22 protein-coding genes are annotated in these 24,365 nt (G+C 72.8%); 6 read left to right on the forward strand and 16 right to left on the reverse strand.

Annotated elements, in window-relative coordinates:
• Window positions 1–55: 55 nt before the first annotated feature.
• Together argH and ACFY04_RS15120 are read right to left on the reverse strand one after the other, a co-directional pair.
• On the reverse strand, window positions 56–1,483 hold the full coding sequence (argH, locus tag ACFY04_RS15115) for an argininosuccinate lyase (protein WP_389116849.1): 1,428 nt from the start codon (window positions 1,481–1,483) through the stop codon (window positions 56–58).
• A gap of 127 nt (window positions 1,484–1,610) precedes the next feature.
• On the reverse strand, window positions 1,611–2,804 hold the full coding sequence (locus ACFY04_RS15120) for an argininosuccinate synthase (protein ID WP_030009472.1): 1,194 nt from the start codon (window positions 2,802–2,804) through the stop codon (window positions 1,611–1,613).
• 170 nt (window positions 2,805–2,974) lie between these two features.
• Between ACFY04_RS15120 and ACFY04_RS15125 the strand changes: the two genes are divergently transcribed.
• From ACFY04_RS15125 to ACFY04_RS15135, 3 genes are read left to right on the forward strand one after another with little or no spacing between them, the layout of a single operon-like run.
• A complete protein-coding gene (locus ACFY04_RS15125) occupies window positions 2,975–4,438 on the forward strand; it encodes a hypothetical protein (RefSeq protein WP_389116850.1) in 1,464 nt (487 codons plus the stop codon).
• Window positions 4,414–4,995 (forward strand): pyridoxamine 5'-phosphate oxidase family protein, encoded by a 582-nt coding sequence (locus ACFY04_RS15130; protein ID WP_389116851.1) that lies wholly within the window; start codon window positions 4,414–4,416, stop codon window positions 4,993–4,995. The genes ACFY04_RS15125 and ACFY04_RS15130 overlap by 25 nt, the downstream gene beginning before the upstream one ends.
• A 6-nt stretch (window positions 4,996–5,001) precedes the next feature.
• On the forward strand, window positions 5,002–5,688 hold the full coding sequence (locus ACFY04_RS15135; RefSeq protein ID WP_389116989.1) for a L,D-transpeptidase: 687 nt from the start codon (window positions 5,002–5,004) through the stop codon (window positions 5,686–5,688).
• A gap of 31 nt (window positions 5,689–5,719) precedes the next feature.
• On the opposite strand, the gene ACFY04_RS15140 is transcribed toward ACFY04_RS15135, so the two are convergent.
• The 8 genes from ACFY04_RS15140 to ACFY04_RS15175 all read right to left on the reverse strand — a co-directional run bounded on the left by ACFY04_RS15140 (window position 5,720) and on the right by ACFY04_RS15175 (window position 13,757).
• Window positions 5,720–6,256: an arginine repressor gene (locus ACFY04_RS15140; RefSeq protein WP_030010023.1), complete on the reverse strand. Its 537-nt coding sequence runs from the start codon at window positions 6,254–6,256 to the stop codon at window positions 5,720–5,722.
• 7 nt (window positions 6,257–6,263) lie between these two features.
• Window positions 6,264–7,469 (reverse strand): acetylornithine transaminase, encoded by a 1,206-nt coding sequence (locus ACFY04_RS15145; protein WP_389116853.1) that lies wholly within the window; start codon window positions 7,467–7,469, stop codon window positions 6,264–6,266.
• Entirely contained in the window at window positions 7,466–8,410 is a 945-nt protein-coding gene (gene argB / locus ACFY04_RS15150) for an acetylglutamate kinase (RefSeq protein ID WP_033222500.1), read from the reverse strand. The genes ACFY04_RS15145 and argB overlap by 4 nt, the downstream gene beginning before the upstream one ends.
• Window positions 8,407–9,564, reverse strand: coding sequence for a bifunctional glutamate N-acetyltransferase/amino-acid acetyltransferase ArgJ (gene argJ / locus ACFY04_RS15155; protein WP_389116856.1), 1,158 nt, complete (start codon window positions 9,562–9,564; stop codon window positions 8,407–8,409). The genes argB and argJ overlap by 4 nt, the downstream gene beginning before the upstream one ends.
• A gap of 115 nt (window positions 9,565–9,679) precedes the next feature.
• The gene (gene argC, locus ACFY04_RS15160) at window positions 9,680–10,708 is read right to left on the reverse strand and encodes an N-acetyl-gamma-glutamyl-phosphate reductase (RefSeq protein WP_389116858.1); all 1,029 of its coding nucleotides are present in this window, start codon (window positions 10,706–10,708) and stop codon (window positions 9,680–9,682) included.
• Window positions 10,709–10,890: 182 nt separating this feature from the next.
• Complete coding sequence (locus ACFY04_RS15165; RefSeq protein WP_389116859.1) at window positions 10,891–11,664, reverse strand: N-acetyltransferase; 774 nt, start codon at window positions 11,662–11,664, stop codon at window positions 10,891–10,893.
• A gap of 40 nt (window positions 11,665–11,704) precedes the next feature.
• The gene (locus ACFY04_RS15170) at window positions 11,705–12,280 is read right to left on the reverse strand and encodes a histidine phosphatase family protein (protein ID WP_389116861.1); all 576 of its coding nucleotides are present in this window, start codon (window positions 12,278–12,280) and stop codon (window positions 11,705–11,707) included.
• 31 nt (window positions 12,281–12,311) lie between these two features.
• The gene (locus ACFY04_RS15175) at window positions 12,312–13,757 is read right to left on the reverse strand and encodes a PLP-dependent aminotransferase family protein (protein ID WP_389116862.1); all 1,446 of its coding nucleotides are present in this window, start codon (window positions 13,755–13,757) and stop codon (window positions 12,312–12,314) included.
• Here ACFY04_RS15175 and ACFY04_RS15180 point away from each other — a divergent pair.
• Entirely contained in the window at window positions 13,756–14,661 is a 906-nt protein-coding gene (locus tag ACFY04_RS15180; RefSeq protein WP_389116863.1) for a DMT family transporter, read from the forward strand. The two genes, ACFY04_RS15175 and ACFY04_RS15180, sit on opposite strands and share 2 nt — an antisense overlap.
• A gap of 57 nt (window positions 14,662–14,718) precedes the next feature.
• Window positions 14,719–14,916: a DUF1918 domain-containing protein gene (locus ACFY04_RS15185; RefSeq protein WP_373043714.1), complete on the forward strand. Its 198-nt coding sequence runs from the start codon at window positions 14,719–14,721 to the stop codon at window positions 14,914–14,916.
• Between the two features lies 1 nt (window position 14,917).
• On the opposite strand, the gene ACFY04_RS15190 is transcribed toward ACFY04_RS15185, so the two are convergent.
• Window positions 14,918–16,165, reverse strand: a complete 1,248-nt coding sequence (locus ACFY04_RS15190) for a glycoside hydrolase family 10 protein (protein WP_389116866.1) — start codon at window positions 16,163–16,165, stop codon at window positions 14,918–14,920.
• Between the two features lie 139 nt (window positions 16,166–16,304).
• On the opposite strand from ACFY04_RS15190, the gene ACFY04_RS15195 reads away from it, so the two are divergent.
• The gene (locus tag ACFY04_RS15195) at window positions 16,305–17,198 is read left to right on the forward strand and encodes a 3-hydroxybutyryl-CoA dehydrogenase (RefSeq protein ID WP_373043712.1); all 894 of its coding nucleotides are present in this window, start codon (window positions 16,305–16,307) and stop codon (window positions 17,196–17,198) included.
• A 15-nt stretch (window positions 17,199–17,213) separates the two neighbouring features.
• Here ACFY04_RS15195 and ACFY04_RS15200 read toward each other — a convergent pair whose 3' ends face one another.
• From ACFY04_RS15200 to pheS, 5 genes are all read right to left on the reverse strand, one after another.
• Complete coding sequence (locus tag ACFY04_RS15200) at window positions 17,214–17,750, reverse strand: NUDIX hydrolase (RefSeq protein WP_389116868.1); 537 nt, start codon at window positions 17,748–17,750, stop codon at window positions 17,214–17,216.
• 56 nt (window positions 17,751–17,806) lie between these two features.
• A complete protein-coding gene (locus ACFY04_RS15205) occupies window positions 17,807–19,147 on the reverse strand; it encodes a transcriptional regulator (RefSeq protein ID WP_389116870.1) in 1,341 nt (446 codons plus the stop codon).
• Window positions 19,148–19,498: 351 nt separating this feature from the next.
• Entirely contained in the window at window positions 19,499–20,569 is a 1,071-nt protein-coding gene (locus tag ACFY04_RS15210; RefSeq protein ID WP_389116872.1) for a PP2C family protein-serine/threonine phosphatase, read from the reverse strand.
• Between the two features lie 137 nt (window positions 20,570–20,706).
• A complete protein-coding gene (gene pheT / locus ACFY04_RS15215; protein ID WP_389116873.1) occupies window positions 20,707–23,235 on the reverse strand; it encodes a phenylalanine--tRNA ligase subunit beta in 2,529 nt (842 codons plus the stop codon).
• Window positions 23,235–24,362 carry a phenylalanine--tRNA ligase subunit alpha gene (pheS, locus tag ACFY04_RS15220; RefSeq protein ID WP_030012061.1) on the reverse strand — a complete coding sequence of 376 codons (1,128 nt, stop codon included), beginning with the start codon at window positions 24,360–24,362 and terminating at the stop codon, window positions 23,235–23,237. Before pheS ends, pheT begins: the two co-directional genes overlap by 1 nt.
• Window positions 24,363–24,365: the final 3 nt, after the last annotated feature.

Genomic DNA, 24,365 nt, shown 5'->3' on the forward strand with positions numbered 1-24,365 from the left:
TGCCGGAGGGGCGGGGGGAGCCGACGGGCTCCCACCGCCCCTCGGGGCGTACGGGCTACTGCTTGTGGGCCGCCCAGGCGTGCTGGATGACCAGGTCGGCCTTCAGCTCGGTGAGCTGGGTGGCGACCGCCGACGGGGCGGTGCCCCCGCGGCCGTTGCGGGAGGCCAGGGCGCCCTTGACGTTCAGGACGGTCCGGACCTCGGGGGTCAGGTGCTCCGAGATCTTCGCGAACTGGTCGTCCGTCAGCTGGTCGAGCTCGATGCCCTCGCCCTCGCAGACCTTGACGCACTCGCCGGCCACCTCGTGGGCCACCCGGAACGGCACGCCCTGCTTGACCAGCCACTCCGCGATGTCGGTGGCGAGCGAGAAGCCCGCCGGGGCCAGCTCCTCCATCCGCTCCCGGTTGACCGTGAGGGTCGCCATCATGCCGGTGAAGGCCGGCAGCAGGACCTCAAGGGTGTCGCAGGAGTCGAAGACGGGCTCCTTGTCCTCCTGGAGGTCGCGGTTGTACGCCAGGGGCAGCGCCTTGAGCGTCGCGAGCAGGCCCGTCAGATTGCCGATGAGGCGGCCCGACTTGCCGCGCGCCAGCTCCGCGATGTCCGGGTTCTTCTTCTGCGGCATGATCGATGACCCGGTCGAGAAGGCGTCGTGCAGCGTCACGAAGGAGAACTCCTTCGTGTTCCAGATGATGATCTCCTCCGCGATCCGGGAGAGGTTGATCCCGATCATCGCGGTGATGAAGGCGAACTCGGCGACGAAGTCGCGCGAGGCCGTGCCGTCGATCGAATTGCCGACCGAACCCCGCTCGAAGCCCAGGTCGGCGGCGACCTGCTCCGGGTCCAGCCCCAGCGAGGAGCCGGCCAGGGCGCCCGAGCCGTACGGGGAGACCGCGGTCCGGGTGTCCCACTGGCGCAGCCGCTCCGCGTCCCGGGACAGGGACTGCACGTGGGCGAGGACGTGGTGGGAGAAGAGCACCGGCTGTGCGTGCTGGAGGTGGGTCCGGCCCGGCATGGCCACGTCGTGATGCGTCTCGGCGAGGCCGACCAGCGCGTCCTGGAGGTCCGCGATCAGACCGCCGATGATCCGGCCGTGGTCGCGCAGGTACATCCGGAAGAGGGTGGCCACCTGGTCGTTGCGGGACCGGCCGGCGCGCAGCTTGCCGCCGAGCTCGGCGCCGAGCCGCTCCAGCAGGCCGCGCTCCAGGGCGGTGTGCACGTCCTCGTCGGCGATGGTGCCGGTGAAGGAGCCGTCGGCCACGTCGGCTTCGAGCTGGTCGAGTCCGGCGATCATGCGGTCGAGCTCTTCGGCGGTGAGCAGGCCGGCCTTGTGGAGCACGCGGGCGTGGGCGCGGGAGCCCGCGATGTCGTACGGCGCGAGGCGCCAGTCGAAGTGGACCGACGCCGACAGCAGGGCCAGCGCTTCCGAAGGACCGTCGGCGAACCGGCCGCCCCAGAGCCGGACGTCACCCTTGTTGCTGCTCACAGCTACTGCTCCTCAAGACTGCATGGCTTTGACTGCTGGTAAGGCTCCGAGGGCCCGTAGGGCTCCGGATGTGCAACCGCCTCCCCGCCGCGGAGGTAACGGGGAGGCGGTACGGACTGCTGGTCGGTCAGGCGAGGTCGCGGCGGGCCGCGATCTTCGAGGAGAGACCGAAGATCTCGATGAAGCCCTGGGCCTTGGACTGGTCGAAGGTGTCGCCCGAGTCGTAGGTCGCGAGGTTGAAGTCGTACAGCGACTCGTCCGACTTCCGGCCGGTGACGACGGCGCGGCCGCCGTGCAGGGTCATCCGGATGTCACCGGTGACGTGCTGGTTGGCCTCGTTGATGAAGCCGTCCAGGGCGCGCTTGAGCGGGGAGAACCACAGGCCGTCGTAGACCATCTCGCCCCAGCGCTGCTCGACCTGCCGCTTGTAGCGGGCCAGCTCGCGCTCGACGGTGACGTTCTCCAGCTCCTGGTGGGCCGTGATCAGCGCGATCGCACCCGGGGCCTCGTACACCTCACGGGACTTGATGCCCACGAGGCGGTCCTCGACGATGTCGATCCGGCCGATGCCCTGGGCTCCGGCGCGGTCGTTGAGCTGCTGGATGGCCTGGAGCACGGTGACGGGCTTGCCGTCGATGGCGACCGGGACGCCCTCCTTGAAGGAGATGACGACCTCGTCGGCCTCGCGCGGCAGGGCCGGGTTCGAGGTGTACTCGTAGATGTCCTCGATCGGGGCGTTCCAGATGTCCTCCAGGAAGCCCGTCTCGACGGCGCGCCCGAAGACGTTCTGGTCGATGGAGTACGGGGACTTCTTGGTGGTCGCGATCGGGAGCTGCTTCTCCTCGCAGAAGGCGATCGCCTTGTCCCGGGTCATCGCGTAGTCACGGACCGGGGCGATGCACTTGAGGTCCGGGGCGAGGGCGACGATGCCCGCCTCGAAGCGGACCTGGTCGTTGCCCTTGCCCGTGCAGCCGTGGGCGACGGTCGTGGCGCCGTGCTTCTTGGCGGCGGCGACCAGGTGCTTGACGATGGCCGGCCGGGAGAGCGCCGAGACCAGCGGGTACCGGTCCATGTAGAGGGCGTTCGCCTTGATCGCCGGGAGGCAGTACTCGTTGGCGAACTCGTCGGAGGCGTCGGCGACCTCGGCCTCGACCGCACCGCAGTCGAGCGCGCGCTTGCGGATGACGTCCAGGTCCTCGCCGCCCTGGCCGACGTCCACGGCAACGGCGATGACCTCGGCGCCCGTCTCCTCGGCGATCCAGCCGATGGCGACGGAGGTGTCCAGGCCGCCCGAGTAGGCGAGTACGACGCGCTCGGTCACGGGTTTCTCCTTACGGTGCATTCAACGACAGGCATAACTATGCACTACTCCGTATGTTTCGTCAATCGAGCCTCGCCGAGCCACCTGACCAGCGGAGATATCGGAGGCGCAACGGCCATCCGATTGCCTACGCTCGGCGATGAGGACAGAGGACAACAGGGGGAGGCGGCATGAGCGCCAGGCGGGAACGGGCTGTACGGGCGGGGCACGCGAGTGCGGAGCGGCTGATGGACGGCGGGCATCCCGGCCACACGCCGGTGCCGCTCCCCGCGGGCGTGGCCGACACGTGGATCGCCTTCGACCAGGCAGTACGCGATATCCGCCGCCACCGGCACGAGACCTCGTACACCGGCGACGACGTGGTGGCGCTGTGCCATCCCGACGGCTACGTCCGCGAAGGCGCGCTCCGGGCGCCGGATCCGGTGCTCGAACTCGTCGCGATCCGCTGCACCGACTGGGTTCCGGCCGTACGGGAACAGGCCCGGCGCGTACTGCGCGCCGTACTGGACGCCGACCCCGCGGGCACGGTGCGCCGGCTGACCCCGCTCCTGCTGCGGCTGGGCCGCCGCGAGCACGGCGCCTGGGCCGCCGCACGGCTCCCTGCGGCACTGAGCGGCGAGTCGCTGCGGGCCGAGCTGCGCGAGAGCACGGACCTGCCGACCCGGCGGTTCGCCGCGCGGCTCTCGCTGGAGGGCGGGGAGTTCGGCGTACGGGAGCTCGCCCGGCTGGCCGCCGTGGAACTGGATCCGCCGACCGCCCGGATGTGGGCGGACGCCGCGCTCGCCGCGCTGGCCACCGGCGGGCCGGACGACCGGGCCGTCGACCTCCTGCTCGGCGCCCACATCCCGATGGTCCGCGCCTCGGGGGTCACCGCCCTGCGCGGGGCCGGGCGGGCCGCCGAGGCCGGGGGGTATCTGACCGACCGCTCCGGGCTGGTCCGGGCCTGCGCCCGCTGGCTGGTCCGCCAGGACGGCGGCGACCCGTACTCCCGCTACCGCGAGCTGATCACGGACCCGGCCCGGGTGACTCCGTACGCGGTGAGCGGCTTCGCCGAGTGCGCCCGCCGCGAGGACGGGCCGCTGCTCCGTGCCCTGCTCGGGCACCCCGGCGGCCCGGTGCGGGCCGCCGCCGTCGCCGGGCTGCGCCTGCTGGACGCGGACGACGAGCGGCTGCTGCGGTCGCTGCTCGACGACCCCTCCCCGGCGGTGGCCCGCGAGGTCTCCCGCGGCCTGCGCGCCACCGCGGGGCCGCTGCCCGCCGACTGGCTGACGGCGCGGGTCGCCCCGGAGCTTCCGACGCACACCCGCCGGGCCGCCTTCCACCTGCTGCGGGCCCGGGGCGGCATCGCCTCGCTGCGGGCCGCCGTCACCCTGCTGGACGTGCGGGATCCGGGGCTGCGCGAGCTGGCCGAGGGCACCGTACGGGAATGGAACTGGCAGGGCTCCCTGCAGGCGGGCTGGGCGGATCCTGCCGAGCTGGGTGCTCTGCTGGAGCGGTCCGCGCACCTCTTCGACATCCACCAACTGGCCCCGCTCCGCGACCGGATGGGACTCACGGAAACCGCCCGGCCCGACCGCGCCGCACGGCCGGCCGGCCCAATAATGGGCCCATGGGAAAACTGCACGAACGAATAGACGGCCGGCTGCGCAAGTTCATCGAGGAGCAGCCGATCTTCTTCACCGCGACCGCCCCGCTCACGGGTGACGGTCACGTCAACCTCTCCCCCAAGGGCCGCGCCGGAACGCTCGTCGTCATCGACGAGCAGACCCTGGCCTACCTGGACTTCGGGGGCAGCGGCGCCGAAACCATCGCCCACGTCCGGGAGAACGGCCGGATCACCCTGATGTGGTGCGCGTTCTCCGGGCCGCCCAACATCGTGCGCATCCACGGCGAGGGCGAGGCGGTCTTCCGCGACGATCCGCGCTGGGGCGAACTGGTCGCCCTGTTCGGCGAGGCCGACGGGCCGTCGGCGCGGGCGGTCGTCCTGGTCCACGCCCGCCGGATCTCCGATGTCTGCGGGTACGCCGTCCCCCTGATGGAGTACCAGGGCGAGCGGACCCTGCACGCGGAGTACTTCGGCCGCAAGACGGACGAGGAGTTCGCCGCGTACTGCGAGAAGAAGGAGTTCATCGGATCGAGCCTCGACGGCCTGCCTGCGCTGCCGCTGCCCCTTCCGCCGCGTACCGTCTGACATGTGCTGCGTACCGCTGTAGTCACTGTCTCACTGATCGTCACGACCCTGCTCCCGCAGGGCCCCGTGCCCCTGCCCGACCGTCTCGCCGACACCGGCGGCGGCAGTCAGCTGATCACCGCCGTCGCGCCCGCGCCCGGATCCACGACCGGCCGGGTGATCTGGTGGCAGCGGTGGGCGGGGCGCTGGCACCGGTCCGGGAGCGCGCCCGCCCGCTTCGGCGCGAACGGCCTCACCGAGGGGGCGACCCGGACCCAGGGCACCAACACGACGCCCACGGGCCTCTTCGAACTCCCCTACGCCTTCGGGATCCGGCGGGCACCGGTCGGCACGGACCACGTCTACCGGCGGGTGAGCCGCGATTCCTGGTGGTGCCAGGACAACGCGTCCGCCCACTACAACCGCTGGGTCGAGCCGCTGCCCGCGGACTGCGCGCCGGGCGAGGCCGAGCACCTGGTGACGTACGAGAAGCAGTACGCGCACGCGCTGGTGATCGCCTTCAACTACGACCGGCCCGTACGCGGCCGGGGCGCCGGGATCTTCCTGCACGTCAACGGCAAGGGCGCGACGGCCGGTTGCGTGTCCGTGCCCGAGCGGGCCATGCGGGCGATCCTGCGCTGGGCGGACCCGCGCCGCCGTCCGCACATCGCGATCGGCACGGAGTCCGGGGACCTGGCCGTGACCCGGTACTGAGCCGGGCCCGGCAGGATCCGGAAGAGACGATCTAGCTCTCCTTCTGCGCTAGCCGGAGCAGGTGGTCGGCCAGGGCCTGGCCGCCGGCCGGGTCCCGGCTGATCAGCATCAGGGTGTCGTCGCCCGCGATCGTGCCGAGGATCGCGCGGAGTTCGGCCTGGTCGATCGCCGAGGCGAGGAACTGCGCGGCACCCGGCGGGGTGCGCAGGACCACGAGGTTCGCGGAGGCCTCCGCCGAGATCAGCAGTTCCCCGGAGAGGCGCCGCATGCGCTCCTCCTTCGCGGACTCGCCGAGCGGGGCCTGCGGGGTGCGGAAGCCGCCCTCGCTGGGCACCGCGTAGATCAGCTCACCGCCGGTGTTGCGGATCTTCACCGCGCCCAGCTCGTCGAGGTCGCGCGAGAGCGTCGCCTGGGTGACGCTCAGCCCGTCGTCGGCGAGCAGCTTGGCCAGCTGGCTCTGGGAACGGACCGGCTGCCGGTTGAGGATGTCCACGATCCGGCGGTGACGCGCGGTACGGGTCTGCGGGACGGCCTGGCCGCCTTGCTCGTTGTCCTGCGCCTGACTCATCGTCGTCTCATTCTCCGGATCCGTCCCCGCCTGCTGCGTCAAGGATGCCGGGCAGGGCCCGGACGAACGCGTCCGCCTCGGCCTCGGTGAGTACGTACGGGGGCATGAGCCGTACGACGTCGGGGGCGGGCGCGTTGACCAGGAAGCCGGCATCCTGAGCCGCCTGCTGCACCCGGGCGGCGAGCGGCTCGGTCAGCACGATACCCAGCAGTAGGCCGGAGCCGCGGACGTGGGAGACCAGGGCGTGGCCCGTGCCCTCGATCCCGGAGCGCAGCCGCTCGCCCCGGTCCTTGACCTGGTCGAGCAGCCCGCCCGTGGCGATCGTGTCGATGACGGCGAGGCCGGCGGCGCAGGCGACCGGGTTCCCGCCGAAGGTGGTGCCGTGCTGCCCCGGCTGGAGCAGGTCGGCCACGGGGCCGAAGGCGACCACCGCGCCGATGGGCAGCCCGCCGCCCAGCCCCTTGGCGAGGGTGACGATGTCGGGCTCGACGTCCTCGTGGGCCTGGTGCTCGAACCACTGGCCGCACCGGCCGATGCCGGTCTGCACCTCGTCGAGGACGAGCAGGGTGCCGGTGGCGCGGGTGATCTCGCGAGCGGCCGTCAGGTATCCGGCGGGGGGTACGACGACGCCGTTCTCGCCCTGGATGGGCTCGATGACGACGAGCGCGGTCTCCTCGGTGACGGCGGCCCGCAGGGCCTCGACGTCACCGAACGGGACGTGCGTGACATCGCCCGGCAGCGGCCGGAAGGGCTCCTGCTTCTTCGGCTGGCCGGTGAGCGCGAGGGCGCCCATGGTCCGGCCGTGGAAGCCGCCGTCGGTGGCGACCATGTGGGTCCGCCCGGTCAGCCGGCCGATCTTGAAGGCGGCTTCGACGGACTCGGCGCCCGAGTTGCAGAAGAAGACCTTGCCGGGGCGGCCGAAGAGCTGGAGCAGGCGCTCGCCGAGCGCGACGACCGGCTCGGAGATGAAGAGGTTGGAGACGTGGCCGAGCGTGGAGATCTGCTCGGTCACGGCCGCCACGATCGCCGGGTGGGCGTGCCCGAGGGCGTTGACCGCGATGCCGCCGACGAAGTCGGTGTACTGCTTGCCGTCGGCGTCCCAGACCTGGGCGCCCTCGCCGCGTACGAGCGCGACCGCGGGGGTGCCGTAGTTGTTGGCCAGCGCTCCCCGCCAGCGAGCGCCGTACTCCTGGTTGCCGGTGCCCTTCGTCATTGCGTTCCCCCTGACTGGTGGTCGGGCACGACCATCGTGCCGATGCCGGAGTCCGTGAAGATCTCCAGCAGGATCGAGTGCTGGACCCGCCCGTCGAGCACGCGGGCGGTGTTCACGCCGTTGCGTACGGCGTGCAGGCAGCCCTCCATCTTGGGCACCATGCCGCTGGACAGCTCGGGCAGCAGCTTCTCCAGCTCACTGACGGTGAGCTTGCTGATGACCTCGTCGCTGTTCGGCCAGTCCGCGTACAGGCCTTCGACGTCGGTGAGGACCATCAGCGTCTCGGCGCCCAGGGCGGCGGCGAGCGCCGCGGCCGCCGTGTCGGCGTTGACGTTGTAGACGTGGTGGTCGTCGGCGCTGCCCGCGATGGAGGAGATGACCGGGATCCGGCCGTCCGCCAGCAGGGCCTCGATGGCGCCGGTGTCGATGGAGGTGATCTCCCCGACCCGGCCGATGTCGATGACCTCGCCGCCGATCTCCGGGCTGTGCTTGGTCGCGATCATGGTGCGGGCGTCCTCGCCGGTCATGCCGACGGCGAGCGGCCCGTGCTGGTTGAGCAGCCCGACCAGTTCGCGCTGGACGTGGCCCGCCAAGACCATCCGTACGACGTCCATGGCCTCCGGGGTCGTGACGCGCAGCCCCGCCTTGAACTCGCTGACCAGGCCCTGCTTGTCGAGCTGGGCGTTGATCTGGGGGCCGCCGCCGTGCACCACGACCGGCTTCAGGCCGGCCTGGCGCAGGAAGACCACGTCCTGGGCGAAGGCGGCCTTGAGCTCCTCGTCGATCATGGCGTTGCCGCCGAACTTGATGACGACGATCTTGCCGTTGTGGCGGGTGAGCCACGGCAGGGCCTCGATGAGGATCTGCGCCTTGGGCAGGGCGGTGTGCTTGCGGGCGGTGCCGCCGGAGGTGCCGGGCAGGCCGGCCTTCTCGTCGCTCATGAGGAGTAGGCGCTGTTCTCGTGGACGTACTCGGCGGTCAGGTCGTTGCCCCAGATCACGGCGGACTCGCTGCCGTTCGCCAGGTCGGCGGTGATCCGGACCTCGCGGCCCTTCATGGAGACCAGGTCGCGGTCGTCGCCGACCGATCCGTTCCGGCAGACCCAGACGTCGTTGATGGCGACGTTCAGCCGGTCCGGGTCGAAGGCGGCCTTGGTGGTGCCGATCGCGGAGAGCACCCGGCCCCAGTTCGGGTCCTCGCCGTGGATGGCGCACTTGAGCAGGTTGTTCCGGGCGATGGACCGGCCGACCTCGACCGCGTCGTCCTCGGTGAGCGCACCGATGACCTCGATGCGGATGTCCTTGCTGGCGCCCTCGGCGTCGCCGATGAGCTGGCGGGCCAGGTCGTCGCAGACCTTGCGCACGGCCTCCGCGAACTCCTCGTACGCCGGCACCTGGCCGGAGGCGCCGGAGGCGAGCAGCAGCACCGTGTCGTTGGTGGACATGCAGCCGTCGGAGTCGACCCGGTCGAAGGTGGTGCGGGTGGCGGCGCGCAGCGCCTTGTCGAGGGTGGCGCTGTCCAGGTCGGCGTCGGTGGTGACGACGACGAGCATGGTGGCCAGGCCCGGGGCGAGCATGCCCGCACCCTTGGCCATGCCTCCGACGGTCCAGCCGCCCTGCGAGACGGTGGCCGTCTTGTGCACGGTGTCGGTGGTCTTGATGGCGATGGCGGCGGCCTCGCCGCCGTTCTCGGACAGGGCCGCGGCCGCCGTCTCGATGCCGGGAAGCAGCTTGTCCATGGGGAGCAGGACGCCGATCAGGCCGGTGGAGGCGACCGCGATCTCGCCGGCGTTGAAGTCCCCGCCGAGCACCTGGGCGGCCTTCTCCGCGGTGGCGTGGGTGTCCTGGAAGCCCTTGGGGCCGGTGCAGGCGTTGGCGCCGCCGGAGTTCAGGACGACCGCGCTGACGGCGGCGCCCCGCAGGACCTGCTCGGACCAGTGCACGGGCGCGGCCTTGACGCGGTTGGAGGTGAAGACGCCCGCGGCGGCCAGACTCGGCCCGTTGTTGACCACGAGGGCCAGGTCGGGATTGCCGTTGGCCTTGATCCCGGCGGCGATGCCCGCTGCCGTGAATCCCTGTGCTGCCGTGACGCTCACTGCGTGCTCCTGTTCGCTTCTCCGCCCGCGCAGCGCGCCGGTGCGGCCGTCATCGTCGTCCGCAGCCCGGTGGCTGCGCATTCTCCCCCGGCTACCGCTGGGAGGTACCCCCTGCTCACGGAGCGACTCCGATCGTCGAAAGGCCCAGGCCCTCATCGAGCCCCAGGGCGATGTTCATGCTCTGCACCGCGCCGCCGGCGGTGCCCTTGGTCAGGTTGTCGATGGCGCTGACGGCGATGATCCGCTGGGCGGACTCGTCGTAGGCGACCTGGACGTGGACGGCGTTGGAACCGTGGACGGATTTGGTGGACGGCATCCGGCCCTCGGGCAGCAGGTGGACGAAGGGCTCGTCGGCGTACGCCTTCTCGTACGCGGCGCGCAGCGATTCGGCGGTGGTGCCGGGGAGCGCCTTGGCCGAGCACGTGGCGAGGATGCCGCGCGCCATGGGCACGAGGGTCGGTGTGAAGGAGACGGAGACCCGCCGGCCCGCGACCGGGCTCAGGTTCTGCACCATCTCGGGCGTGTGGCGGTGTCCGCCGCCCACGCCGTAGGGGGTCACCGAGCCCATCACCTCGGCGCCGAGCAGGTGCGGCTTGAGGGCCTTGCCCGCGCCGGAGGTTCCGGTGGCGGCGACGATCACGGCCTCCGGCTCGGCGAACTTCCCCTGGTAGGCGGGGAAGAGCGCGAGGGAGACGGCGGTGGGGAAGCAGCCGGGGACCGCGATGCGCCTGGTCCCCGTCAGCGCCTCGCGGGCACCGGGCAGTTCGGGGAGCCCGTAGGGCCAGGTCCCGGCGTGCGGGGCGCCGTAGAAGGCGTCCCAGTCGGCGGAGTCCTTGAGCCGGTGGTCGGCCCCCATGTCGACGACGAGGACGTCCTCGCCGAGCTGGGCGGCGACGGCGGCGGACTGGCCGTGCGGGAGGGCGAGGAAGACGACATCGTGGCCTGCGAGGACCTCGGAGGTGGTCGACTCCAGGGTGCGTCCCGCGAGCGGCACGAGGTGCGGCTGCAGGGAGCCGAGGAGCTGTCCGGCGTTGGAGTTGCCGGTGAGGGCACCGATCTCCACCTCGGGGTGCGAGAGCAGGAGGCGCAGGACTTCTCCGCCCGCGTACCCGCTCGCTCCGGCCACCGCTACACGTACCACCATCGGACCCTCCTCATCGATGGCATGACTATACGTACTTCTGCACGTTTATGCAATGCCATCGCTCCCGGAGGGAGGGCCTCACGGGAGGGTCCGGCACACGGTGCCTCCAGGAAGATGTCTAGCAGGAAAGGCCCGGCCGCGGCGGTGATTCCGCCGGTGGCGTCGGGCGCGCGGACACCGCCTCAGGGCCGGACGGACGCCGCCCCGTCGGCGAGACGGTGCCGGACCCATACGTTCGGCTCCACATAGACCGCATAGCCCTGCTCCGGGTCGCACCGGACGGGCGTCAGGGCGCCCGGTACCCGCACGGGTCCGGCGGCGTCGAAGGGCAGCCCGGTCCACTCGCGCCACTGGGCGAGCGAGCCGGTGATCGTCATCGACAGCGGCGCCACCGAGTCGATGACCCCGCCCGCGCGGACGTGGACGCGCAGCCACGGGTCGTACGGGAGGCCGTCCTCCCGGGTCCGGTAGGCGTACTCGTGGATCGGGGTGTCCGGCTCGGCCGGTTTTCCGCTGGGCCGGACCGGTGCCACGACCTCGGCGAAGCCGCGGGCCCGGGCGTTGTCCCGCATCGCGGCCAGCATGAGCCCGGAGAGCCCCTCGCCCTGCCGGTCGCCGGCCACGGTGATCTCGATCGCGCTCACCGTGTCGGGCCGCACCCCGCGGCGCAGGTCGGAGAAGGCCCACATGAGCACGCGGTCCCAGCCCTGCGCGGGCAGCACCCCGTCGCGGCCGGCCTCGTGCAGGGCGAAGGGCACGCTGTAGCCGCGGGCGACCACCGCGTCCCCGTCCGTGGCGACCAGGACGTAGTCCGCCAGCTCGGCCGTCATCCGCGGGTACAGCAGCCAGGCGAGGGCGTCATGGGTGGCGAACTCGGGCCAGGGGTCGTCCATGTCCCCGAGCCGGTCCGCCAGTTCGGGGCGTTCGGCGAGCGTGGTGATGTGTATCGCGGTCATTCCCGCAGGCTAAGGGCTGTCCTCGCCCCCCTCAACCGATCTACGCCGGGGCCTGCAGACAGAGGTGCCATCGGCCGGACCAGCCCGTGAGGGTCATCGTGGACAGCGGCCGGACGTCCACGTTCCAGTAGGTCAGCGGGGGCGCCTTCAGCGCGTACACGAGGGCCGCCCGGACCACCGAGGGCTCGGCCACCGCCACGATCGCACCCCCGTCGTCGGCCGGCCGGGTGTCGAGCCAGCCGCCGACGCGGGAGATGAAGGCGAGCAGGGATTCACCCCCGTGCGGGGCGGCCCGCGGATCGCTGAGCCACAGTTCCACCGCCCCGGGCTCGTGGGCGGCCACCTCGGCCAGGGTCAGCCCCCGCCAGCGGCCCATGTCGCACTCGCGCAGCGCGGGCTGGGCGAGGGGCGCGTACCCGAGGGCCTCGCCCGTGGCACGGCTGCGCGGGGTCGGCGAGCAGTAGCGCAGCTCGGCCGAGCCCAGGGGTACGAGGCCCTGCGCGGCGGACTCCACCGACCGCCAGCCGGCTCCGTCCAGCGGGCGGTCGTCGTCGAAGCGCTCGGCGAGCAGCGAGGAACTACGGGCTGCGGCGACAAGCGAAACCCGAACATGCATGCGGTGATGGTGGGCCGCATACCGCAGTGGGTCAAGCGTCCGGGCCCAGGCCGTCCGCCAGGCCGGTACGCAGCCGCTGGACCGCCTCGACCAGTTCGCCGGGGCCCGAGACCCCGGCGAAGCTCAGCCGGACGTGCGGGCCCGGCGGCTCCGCGCAGAAGTACGGGCGGCCCGGAGCCACCGCCACCCCGGCGCGCAGGGCGGCCGCCGCGAAGGCCGCGTCGTCGCCGTACCCGGTCGGCCGGACCCACAACTGATATCCGCCGTACGGCAGATGCGGCAGCTCCAGCGCGGGCAGCTCCCGGCGCAGGGCGCCCGCGAGCACGTCCCGCCGGTGGCGCAGCTCGGCGGCCACCGTCCGCAGGTGGCGCGGCCACGCGGGCGCGCCGACCAGTTCCAGGGCGGCCTCCTGGAGCGGCCGGGACACGAAGAAGGAGTCCACGATCTGGATGGCGCGCAGCCGGTCGACCACCGGGCCCCGGGCGGCCAGTGCACCGACCCGCAGGCTGGGCGAGGTGACCTTGGTCAGCGACCGGACGTGCACCACGACCCCGTCCGTGTCCTCGGCGGCCAGGGTCGCGGGCAGCGGACCCGCGCCCTCGTGGGCCAGGGCCCGGGCGTAGTCGTCCTCGACCACGAAGGCCCCGGCGGCCCGCGCGATGCGCAGCACCTCGGCCCGCCGCCCCGGAGCCAGCACCGCTCCGGTGGGATTCTGGAACAGCGGCTGGCATACGAACACCCGCGCGCCGGTCGCTTCGAAGGCGGCGGCCAGCAGCTCCGGCCGGACCCCCTCGGCGTCCACCGGGACGGGCACCGGCCGGCACCCGGAGGCCCGGGCGATGGCCAGCATCCCGGGGTAGGTCGGGGACTCGACCAGGATCGGCGCCCCGGGCGGGGCGAGCGCCCGCAGGGCGGTGGCCAGCGCGCTCTGCCCGCCCGCCGTGACCAGTACGTCGGCGGCGGCGACCGCGCCGCCGATCTCCCGGGCGAACCAGTCGCGCAGCTCGGGCAGCCCTTCCAGGGGCGGCCGCCCCCAGGCTCCGGGCCGCCGCCCGGCCCGGGCCAGCGCGGCCGCCATGGCCCGCTCGGGCTGGAGGGAGCGGTGCAGGTAGCCGCTGTTGAGCTCGATCACCCCGGACGGCGGCGCGGCCAGGCAGCCCAGCACTCCGGTGGCGTCGACGGACCGCGGGATGACCTCCCCGGCCCCCTCGGCGCTGAGGGCGACCTCCTGCCAGGAGGTGTCCCCGGGCGCGGGGGCCGCCGTACGCGGTGCGGCGCGGAAGACCCCCGCGCCGGGCCGGGTGACGACGAGGCCCTCGGCGGCGAGCTGCGCGAGGGCCCGGGAGACGGTGACCGGGCTGACCCGGTAGCGCTCGACCAGGACCCGGCTCGACGGGAGCTTTCCGCCCACCGAGTAGCGGTTAAGTTCGGACCGCAGGGATTCGGCCAGTTCGGCCACACTGCTACGCTCATACATGACAGCACAGAATAGCGCTACTCTCCCGACCGCGATAGCGGTGACGAACCCGGTACGCCGCGGTACCACCCTCGCCCTGCTCGGCGTCGTCGCCTTCTCGCTGACCTTCCCCGCCACTGTCTGGGGACTGGAGAGCTTCGGCCCGTGGTCGCTGGTCGCGCTGCGCAGTGTCCTCGCCGCCGCGATCGCAGGGGCCTTCCTGCTGGCCCGGCGGGTCCCGCTGCCCGCCCGTGAGCACTGGGCGGGGCTCGCCGTCGTCGCCGGCGGGGTGGTCGTCGGCTTCCCGATGCTCACCACCCTCGCGCTGACGACCTCCACGACCTCGCACGCCGCCGTGGTGGTCGGCCTCCTGCCGCTCACCACCGCCGCGCTGTCCGCGCTGCGCACCGGAGCCCGCCCCTCGCGCGCCTTCTGGGCCGCGGCCCTCGCCGGGGCGGCGGTCGTGATCGCCTTCACGCTCGCGCAGAGCGGCGGCGCCCTCTCGGCGGGCGACGCGTACCTGTTCGGCGCCCTGCTGGTGTGCGCCGCCGGGTACACCGAGGGCGGCCGCCTCGCCCGGATGCTGCCCGGCTGGCAGGTGATCGGCTGGGCGCTGGTCCTGTGCCTGCCGCTCAGCCTGGCGGGCTCCGCGGCCGGGCTCGCGTACGAGCCGGTGCACCTCAGCGGGCACGGGCTCGCCGGGCTGGTCTGGGTGGCGGCGGGCTCCACCTTCCTCGGCCTCTACGTCTGGTACCGGGGCATGGCGGAGATCGGCGCGCCGCGGGCCAGCCAGCTCCAGCTCGCCCAGCCGCTGCTGACCCTCGTCTGGTCGGTGGCCCTGCTGGGCGAGCACCTCTCCCCCGCCGCGCCGGCCGCCGCCTGCGCGGTCCTCGTCTGCATCGCGGTGACCCAACGGGTCAAATAGCCGCATGACGACCTAAACTGCAAGCACCGGATCGGACCGCCACCGAGGAGGTCAGTTATGCGCGCGACCGAGGGCGACCAGCTGGTGCAGCACGGCAGGATCGTCGGACAGCACGACAAGGTGGGCGAGATCACCCAGGTCCTGGGCGAGAACGGAACCCCCCCGTACCGGGTCCGCTTCCAGGACGGACACGAGGCCCTGATGGCTCCCGGACCCGACTGCACGGTCCGCCACCCCGAAGAGCCCACTCACTGAATCAGCGCCGGGACGCCGCCGGGCCGTAGTGGTCGGCGACCACCCGGGCCATCGCTCCGTTGGGGTCCGCGGCCACCTGCTTCGCCGAGAAGTAGACGTGGCCGCGGACCTCCGGGAACCCGCGGGCGAACGTCAGGTGCTTCGACAGCTCCCCTGGGTCGCGCCAGGCCTCGGTGGGGCTGTCCTCGTCGCAGCGGTACAGGGCCTCCCCCACGTACAGGTCCACCTTCGTACCGGCGACGGTCCGCGCCCACCAGGGCACGAGGTCGGCGTAGTCGGCGGTCGGGTGCCCGATGTGCCAGTAGGCCTGCGGCACGATGTAGTCGATCCAGCCCTCCCTGACCCACTTGCGGGTGTCCGCGTAGAGGTCGTCGTACGTCCCGAGGCCCGCGCGCGTCGGAGAGCCGGCCGGGTCCCGGTCGGAGTTGCGCCAGACGGCGAACGGGCTGATCCCGAACCGTGGCGCCGGTTCGAGCGCCCGCAGCCGCGCGGACATCTCGCGGACCAGGGTGTCGGTGTTGGCGCGGCGCCAGGCGGCGCGCGAGCCGAAGCCCGCTCCGTACTCCTCGAAGGCCTCGTCGTCGTCGAAGTACTCCCCCTCCACCGGATAGGGGTAGAAGTAGTCGTCCCAGTGCACGGCGTCCAGCGGGTAGCGGGAGACGGCGTCGAACATGGCGTCCTGGACGAAGCGCCGCACCTCGGGCAGACCGGGGTTGTAGTAGAGCTTGCCGCCGTACTCCACCGTCCAGCCGGGATTGCGCCGCGCCGGGTGCGCGGGCGCCAGCCGGTCGAGGTCGGTGTGGTTCGCCACCCGGTACGGGTTGAACCAGGCGTGCAGCTCCAGTCCCCGGGCGTGCGCCTCCTTGACGGCCGTGCCCAGCGGGTCCCAGCCGGGATCCACCCCCTGCTCCCCGGTCAGCCACTGCGACCAGGGCTCCAGCTTCGAGGGCCAGAACGCGTCCGCCGCCGGCCGGACCTGGAGGACCACCGCGCCCAGGCGCCGCTCGACCGCGGTGTCGAGGAGGTCGAGCAGCTCCGCGCGCTGCCGTGCCGCGGAGAGTCCGCTTTCGGAGGGCCAGTCCACATTCGCCACGGAGGCGATCCACATCCCCCGGAAGTCGGCGGCGCCGGTCCGCCCCTCGGGGATCCCGGCGGAAGTCCGCGGCGCCGCGGCCGCCGACCCTGCCGTGGCGGCGGCGATCACCCCCACGGCTCCGGCCAGCAGTGCCCGTCGGCCGATGTACGTCATGTGACATCTCCGTTTCGCTGAGTGACATTGCACGGTGTCCGCTCAGCATGCCCGCCCCGGCCCGCCGCCCTGCGCAAGGTCGGGAGTAACGTCGGGGGGCGTGGCGGGCGCCGGAATCGTACGGGGGACCCGCCAACGGATGAGCTGCGAAAGGCACGAAGTGACTGACCTCCCTTCCGACATCACACGGGTCGGCGTAGTGGGCTGTGGCCAGATGGGTGCGGGTATCGCCGAGGTGTGCGCCCGCAGTGGCCTTGAGGTCAAGGTCGCCGAGACCACCGGCGAAGCCCTGGAGATCGGCCGGACCCGGCTGCACAACTCGCTGACCAAGGCCGCCGAACGCGGCAAGATCAGCGAGGAGGAGCGGGACGCCACCCTGGCCCGCCTCACCTTCACCACCGACCTCGGCGAGTTCGCCGACCGTGACCTCGTCATCGAGGCCGTCGTCGAGAACGAGCAGGTCAAGACGGAGATCTTCCAGATCCTCGACCAGGTGATCACCCGCCCGGACGCGATCCTGGCCTCCAACACCTCCTCGATCCCGCTGGTCAAGCTGGCCGTCGCGACCTCGCGGCCGGACCAGGTCATCGGCATCCACTTCTTCAACCCGGCCCCGGTGCAGAAGCTCGTCGAGCTGATCCCGGCGCTGACCACGGGCGAGGAGACGGTCAAGCGGGCCGAGGCCCTGGTGCGGGACGTGCTGGGCAAGCACGCGGTCCGCGCCCAGGACCGGTCCGGGTTCGTCGTCAACGCGCTCCTCGTCCCGTACCTGCTGTCCGCGATCCGGATGTTCGAGTCGGGCATCGCCAGCCGCGAGGACATCGACAACGGCATGGAGCTGGGCTGCGCCCACCCGATGGGCCCGCTCAAGCTGTCCGACCTGATCGGCCTGGACACCATCGCGTCGATCGCCGACTCGATGTACGCGGAGTACAAGGAGCCGCTCTACGCCGCTCCCCCGCTGCTCCAGCGCATGGTCGACGCCGGCCGCCTGGGCCGCAAGACGGGCGCGGGCTTCTACCCGTACGGCTGATCCGTTCGGCCGGCCCTACGGCCGGCCGAGCCGCAGGTGGTGCAGCAGGAGCAGCCCGGCCGCCATGTTGGCGGCCGGGATCTCCCCGCGGGCGATCATGTCCGGCACGAGCTTGAGCGGGACCCACTCCCGGCGCGAGGACTCGAAATCGTCCTCGGGATGCCCGATGTGGGTGGCCCCGTCCGCCCAGTAGAGGTGGTGCCGGGCATCGGTCAGTCCGTTGGACGGCTCGACGGTCATCAGGTGGTGGAGCGGGCCGGGGCGCCAGCCCGACTCCTCCTCCATCTCGCGGGCCGCCGCGGCCGCGATGTCCTCACCGTCCTCGACCACCCCGGCGGGCAGTTCCCAGCCCCAGCTGTCGGTGATGAAGCGGTGCCGCCAGAGCAGCAGCACCTCGTCGGCCTCGTTGACGGCCGTGGCGACGGCGACCGGACGCAGCCGGATCACGAAGTGGTCCAGGTGCCGGCCGTCGGGAAGTTCCACATCGGCGAGATTCACGTCGAACCAACGGTTCTTGTACACGGTCTGCTCACTCAGGTTCGTCCACTGCACGGTTGTGCCACCTTCTTCCGTTCGAGTAGGTGGCAACATGGCAGCATCCCGGCGCGTCACAGCGGAACGCGCAGCGCCCCGTCGATGAGCCGCGCGGTCTCCTCCGCGCCCGTACAACCGCTGGTCAGAAGCTGTTCGCGGACCGCCCGCAGCCGGTCGCGCAGCCGCAGCGACTCCATTCCCTTGGCCCGCTCGGCCATCTCGGCCGCGGACGCCGCGGCCCGGTCGGCCTCCCCCTGGCGCAGCTGGATCTCGCACAGCATCGCCAGCCGGTGCACCCGGCCGCGGTCGTGCGCCGGGGTGCCGACGGCGGCCGTCGCCTGGACCCGCGCGGCCTCCAGATCGCCCAGGCTGAGCAGCGCCTCGGCGACCTGGACGTTGACGAGCCCCGGCTGTACGTAGCCGGTCTCGTCCGGTTCGCTGCCCGGGCGGATCCGCTCGGCGGCCGCCTCCGCCTTGCGGATGCAGGCCAGCGCGGCCGGGGTGTCGCCGAGTTGGGCGTAGGCCTTGGCCTGCATCGCGTACAGGTCGGCGGCCAGCGCCGCGGTGGTGTGCCGCCCGGCGGCCCGCAGCGCGGCCTCGGCGAAGGCGACGGCCTGGCGGTACTCCCGCAGGTGCAGGGACTGGTTGACGATCAGCGCGATGACGTACGCGCCGAGCCCCCGGTCCCCGCTCGCCTTGGCCAGGCGCAGGGCCTGGTGGAAGTAGCGCTGGGCCAGGCCGTGGGCGTCCGAGTCGTACGCGCAGATGCCCGCCACCGCCACCAGGGACCCCGTGGCCCGGTGCAGCCGGCGGCCGAGGTCGTCGGAGTAGCTCCCGCGCAGCATGGGCGCGGTCTCACTGCCAAGGAAGCGGACGATCCGGTCCCGCGTGGCGAGACCGCCGGCCCGGCGGTACATCAGCTCGTAGTGGGCGCGGGCGGACTTCAGGATCTCGATGTGCTCGGGACCGATCGGAAGCGGGCCCTCGCGGGAGACGTCGGCGTCCTCGGGCGGATTCTCCCATTCCCACACGGGGATGACGGCGGGCGTCCCGGTGACCGCCTCGGCGGCCAGCAGCTGGGGCCGGGCCTGGACGTCGGAACGCCACAGGGCGGCGGCCCGGTCCACGAACCCGCTGAGCGGCGAGGCGTGCAGCGGAACGGGCTGGTCGGCCGCGCCGAGCCCGATGTCGTCCAGCCCGAGGGGACGCCGCAGCCGCCCGCCGAGCACCTCGCAGATCAGGTCCGGGACCTGGCCCCGGGGCCGCTGCCCCTTCAACCACCGTGTCACGGCGGTGTGTTCGTAGCGCAGGGCGAGTCCGCGGGTGCGGCCTGCCTGGTTCACGTACGCGGCGAGTCCGGCGTGGGACATGCCCGCCTCGGCGAGGAGGGCGTCGAGCAGGACATTGGGCTGCATGGGCCGCTCCAAGGGCTCGTCGGTCTCAGGCTAGTGGGTGCGCGGTTCACACGGGGTGTGAACCGTGTACGCGCATAAATGCGATGCGCACTCTGCCGCACGGACCCGTGGAGGCGCTTCACTGAAGAGCCTCGCCAAGAGGCAGCTCGGGTCGTCGGCTCCCCCTCGTACAGTGCGACGACCCGTCACCGCGCCGCCCGTTCTGCTGTCTGCCCGACACTCCATGGCAGGCGGGCGGCGCGTTCCGGCCCCGCCGGCGCCCGGTTGGTCGCCGCGCCCCGGCAGGGGCCGGGTCGAGAGCGCGCGCCGGGCTCATCCACCGGGCCCGGCGCGCGTGTCCGGGGCCGGTGGTCAGGACCGGTCGTTCCGGAGCACCAGCAGGGCGACGTCGTCGGCGAGCCGCCCGCCGGTGTGCCGCAGCAGGGCGGCGTGCACGCCCGCCACCAGCCGCGTGGGCGTGGCCGCCGCCTCCTCTGCGAGGACGCCCGCCAGATCGAAGAACCGACCGGCCCGGTCGCGGGCGTCCTCGGCCCCGTCGGTGTACAGGAACAGCGTCTCCCCGGGCCGGAGTTCCCCGCAGGCGTGCGGCCACACGTCCGCCGGTACGGGCACCACCCCGAGCGGCGGTAAGGTCTCACCCCCGGCCAGCGGCAGCACCTGCGTGGCCCGCTGCGCCGGATGAACCAGCCCCGCCCGGGGGCCCCTCCCAGCGGTAGCCGGGGGAGATTGGGGCGCGGGGTCCGGGGCGGGGCCCCGGCTGCGCGGAGCGCAGTGCTCCAGGACCGCCGCCGGGCGCAGCACGTACGGCCACGGGTGGCCGCAGTTCAGCGCCAGCAGGGCACCGTCCCCGGCGATCTGGAGGAGCAGGACCGTCACGAACTCCTCCGCCGCCGAGGAATCCGGCTCGGCCCGCGCCCGGTCACGGACATGACGGCCCAGCGCCCGCTCCATCCGCCGCAGCACACCGTCCAGCGAGGGCTCGTCGTACGCCGCCTCGCGGAAGGCCCCGAGCACGGCGGCGGCCGCGCCCAGCGCGGGCAGCCCGTGGCCCCGGACGTCCCCGATCACCACCCGGATCCCGTACGCCGTCGGCACGGCCTCGTACAGGTCCCCGCCCACCGCCGCGCCCCGGCTCGCCGAGAGCTGCGCCGCGGCCGGCGTCAGGCCGCCGATCCGCCCCGGCAGCGGCCGCAGCAGCGCCCGCTGCGCGGCGCCCGCGATCTCCTGCGAGCGGCGCAGCTCTCCCAGCAGCTCGCGCCGGATGTGCAGCGCGCACCCGGTCGCCAGCAGCAGGAACGCCGCGCAGGTGGCCAGGCTCGGGACCAGCCGCCCCGGCGTGGACAGCTGCCAGGACACCGCGGCGCCGGCCCAGGCCAGGACGCACACCCGGCGCACCAGGGGCATCTCCCCACGCGTGATCATCCGTAGGACTCCCCTCCGGCCGGATCGATTGTGTCGACCGACCGGCACCCCGGACACGGGCCACCGGGGTTCTCACCCGAACGAGTGAGGGGCACGTCCGGTGGTCCGGACGTGCCCCTCACGCGTGTACGAAGCGGCTACGCGCCCCGGAGCACCGCCCCGGTCCGCTCGCCCGCCAGGGCCACCGCCGCGTCGCGCGCGGCCGTGGACTCCTCGGCGGTCAGCGTCCGGTCGGCCGCGCGGAAGCGCAGCGCGTAGGCCAGGGACTTCTTGCCCTCGCCGACCTGCTCACCGGTGAACACGTCGAACAGCCGCAGCGATTCGAGGAGTTCGCCCGCGCCCTTGCGCAGCGCGGCCTCCACCGAGGACGCCGGGACCGACGCGTCGACGATCAGCGCCACGTCCTGGGTCGCCACCGGGAAGGAGGAGATCCGCGGGGCCTGGAGGGCCTCGCCACCGGCCGCCGCGAGGCGGTCCAGGTCGATCTCCATCGCGCTGGTGCGGGCCGGCAGGCCCATCGCCTTGACCACGCGCGGGTGCAGTTCACCGGCGTGGCCGATGACCTGCTCGACCCCGCCGAGGGTGACGACCAGCTCGGCGCAGCGGCCCGGGTGCCAGGGGCCGTACTGGCCCTGGCGGACCACCAGCTCGGTGCCGGCCTCGACGGCCAGCGCGCGGGCGGCCTGGACCGCGTCCGCCCAGTCGGCCGGACGGCCCTTGCCCCACCAGCCGGCCTGCTCGCGCGCACCGGCCAGCACGACCGCGGCGTACCGCGGCTGCGCGGGCAGGGCCGCGTTCAGGGTGGCGATCTCCTCGTCCGTGGGACGCCGGTCGACGGGCAGCCGTACGGCGACACCCGGCCGGGCGGCGGCGCGGAAGACCGAACCGGTCTCGAAGAGCGCGAGGTCGTGGCTGCCCCGGCTGTCGTTGCGGCGCAGCGCGCCGAGCAGACCCGGCAGCAGCGTGGTGCGCAGCGCCGGCTCCTCGTCGGAGATCGGGTTGACCAGCTTGACGACCTGGCGGGCGACGTCGTGCGCGGGGAGCTGGAGCTGGTCGAAGACGCCCTCACCGATGAACGGGTAGCTCAGCGCCTCGACGTAGCCCGCGCCGGCCAGCGCGCGGCCGACCCGGCGGTGCAGCTGCTGCCGGGGGGTCAGTCCGCGGCCGGAGGGCACCTGCGGGAGGGTCGACGGGAGGTTCCCGTAGCCCTCCAGCCGGATGACCTCTTCGGCGAGGTCGTTGGGCGCGGCGAGGTCGGGCCGCCACGAGGGGACGGTGACGACGAGCTCGTCCTGGCCGTAGACGTCGCAGCCGATCTCCTGGAGGCGGCGTACGACGGTCTCGCGGCCGTACTCCATGCCCGCCACCCGGTCCGGGTGGTCCGCGGGCATGGCGATGGTGCGCGGCGCGCCCGGGGCGAGGACCTCGGTGACACCCGCCTCGGCGGTGCCGCCCGCGAGGAGCACGAGCAGGTCGACGGTCCGCTGCGCGGCCGCGGCGGCGGCCTGCGGGTCGACGCCCCGCTCGAAGCGCTTGGAGGCCTCGGAGGACAGCTTCAGGCGGCGGGCGGTGCGCGAGATCGACACGGAGTCGAAGTGCGCGGCCTCGATGACGACGTCCGTGGTCCCCGTGACCTGGCCGGTCTCAGGGTCGGTGACGGAGTCGGCGATCTCGGTGTTGGCGCCGCCCATGACACCGGCGAGGCCGATCGGCCCGCTGTTGTCGGTGATCACCAGGTCCTCGGCGTCGAGCGTGCGCTTGACCCCGTCGAGGGTGGTGAACTTCTCGCCCTGCTCGGCGCGGCGGACACCGATGGTGCCCTCGACGGACGAGCGGTCGTAGGCGTGCAGCGGCTGGCCGAGCTCCAGCATCACGTAGTTGGTGATGTCCACGGCGAGCGAGATCGGGCGCATGCCCGCCTTCTGCAGGCGGCGGGTCAGCCAGATCGGGGAGCGCGCGTCGGGGTCGAGACCGGTCACCGTGCGGGCGGTGAAGCGGCCGCAGCCGGCCGGGTCGTCGACCTTGACCGGGTAGCCGTACGAGTTCGGCTGGGGCACGTCGAGCAGCGCCGGGTCGCGCAGCGGCAGGCCGTAGGCGGTGGCCGCCTCACGGGCGACACCCCGCATGGACATGCAGTAGCCGCGGTCCGGGGTGATGTCGATGTCGAGGACCTCGTCGACGAGCTGGAGCAGCTCGATCGCGTCGGTGCCGACCTCGTGCTCGTGCGGCAGCACGATGATGCCGTGCGTGCCGTCGTCGCCCATGCCCAGCTCGTCGCCGGAGCAGATCATGCCGTGCGAGGTGCGGCCGTAGGTCTTGCGCGCGGCGATCGCGAAGTCGCCGGGCAGGACCGCGCCGGGCAGCACCACGACGACCTTGTCGCCGACGGCGAAGTTCCGGGCGCCGCAGACGATCTCCTGCGGCTCGCCGGTGCCGTTGGCCTGACCGACGTCGACCGTGCAGAAGCGGATCGGCTTGCGGAAGCCCTCCAGCTCCTCGATGGTCAGCACCTGACCGACGACGAGCGGGCCCTTGAGGCCGCCGCCGAGCTGCTCGACGGTCTCGACCTCGAGGCCGGCGTCGACCAGCTTGGCCGCCACGTCACGGCCGGTTTCACCCGCGGGGAGATCGACGTACTCCCGCAGCCAGGAAAGCGGGACGCGCATCAGATCTCACTCCCGAACGGCCGGGTGAAGCGAACGTCACCCTCGACCATGTCTCGCATGTCTTCGACGTTGTGGCGGAACATCAGCATCCGTTCGATGCCGAACCCGAAGGCGAATCCGCTGTACTTCTCGGGGTCCACACCGCAGGCGACGAGCACCTTGGGGTTGACCATGCCGCAGCCGCCGAGCTCGATCCAGCCCTCGCTGGAGCAGGTACGGCACGGGCGGTCGGGGTTGCCCACCGACTCGCCGCGGCACACGTAGCACTGCATGTCCATCTCGGCGGACGGCTCGGTGAAGGGGAAGAAGTGCGGGCGCAGGCGCGTGGTGGTGCCCTCGCCGAAGAGCTCCTGGACCATGTGGTCCATGGTGCCCTTGAGGTCCGCCATGGTCAGGCCCTCGTCCACGGCGAGCAGCTCGACCTGGTGGAAGACCGGGGTGTGCGTCGCGTCGAGCTCGTCGGTGCGGTACACCCGGCCCGGGCAGACGATGTAGACGGGGGGCTTGCGCTCCAGCAGCGAGCGCGCCTGCACCGGGGAGGTGTGGGTGCGCAGCACGACGCCGGACTCGTCGCCCTGGGTGCCCTCGGGCCCCTGGACGAAGAAGGTGTCCTGCATCTGGCGCGCCGGGTGATCGGGCGTGAAGTTGAGGGCGTCGAAGTTGAACCACTCGGCCTCCACCTCCGGCCCCTCGGCGACCTCGTACCCCATGGCCACGAAGATGTCCGCGATGCGGTCCATCAGCGTGGTCAGGGGGTGCCGGGCGCCGGCGGGGACGCGGTCGTAGGGCAGCGTGACGTCCACGGCCTCCTCGACCAGCACCCGCTCGTCGCGCTCCGCCTCAAGCGCGACCGTGCGGGCCCCGAAGGCCTTGTTCACGGCGCCGCGGGCCTGGCCCACGCGCTTGCCCGCCTCGGCCTTGGCCTGCGGGGGCAGCGCGCCGATCTCGCGGTTGGCGAGCGCCAGGGGCGAGCGGTCGCCCATGTGCGCGGTCTTCGCCTCACGCAGCGCGTCGAGGTCGCCGGCGGACGCGAAGGCGGCGAGCGCCTCGTCCCGCATGCGCTCGATCTCTTCCGGTTTCAGTGCCTCGACCTCGACAGGGTCGTACGACTTGTTCGGTGCCGACATCTC

The organism is Streptomyces sp. NPDC001549, from assembly GCF_042894025.1.
Taxonomy (GTDB): Bacteria; Actinomycetota; Actinomycetes; order Streptomycetales; family Streptomycetaceae; genus Streptomyces; species Streptomyces kutzneri.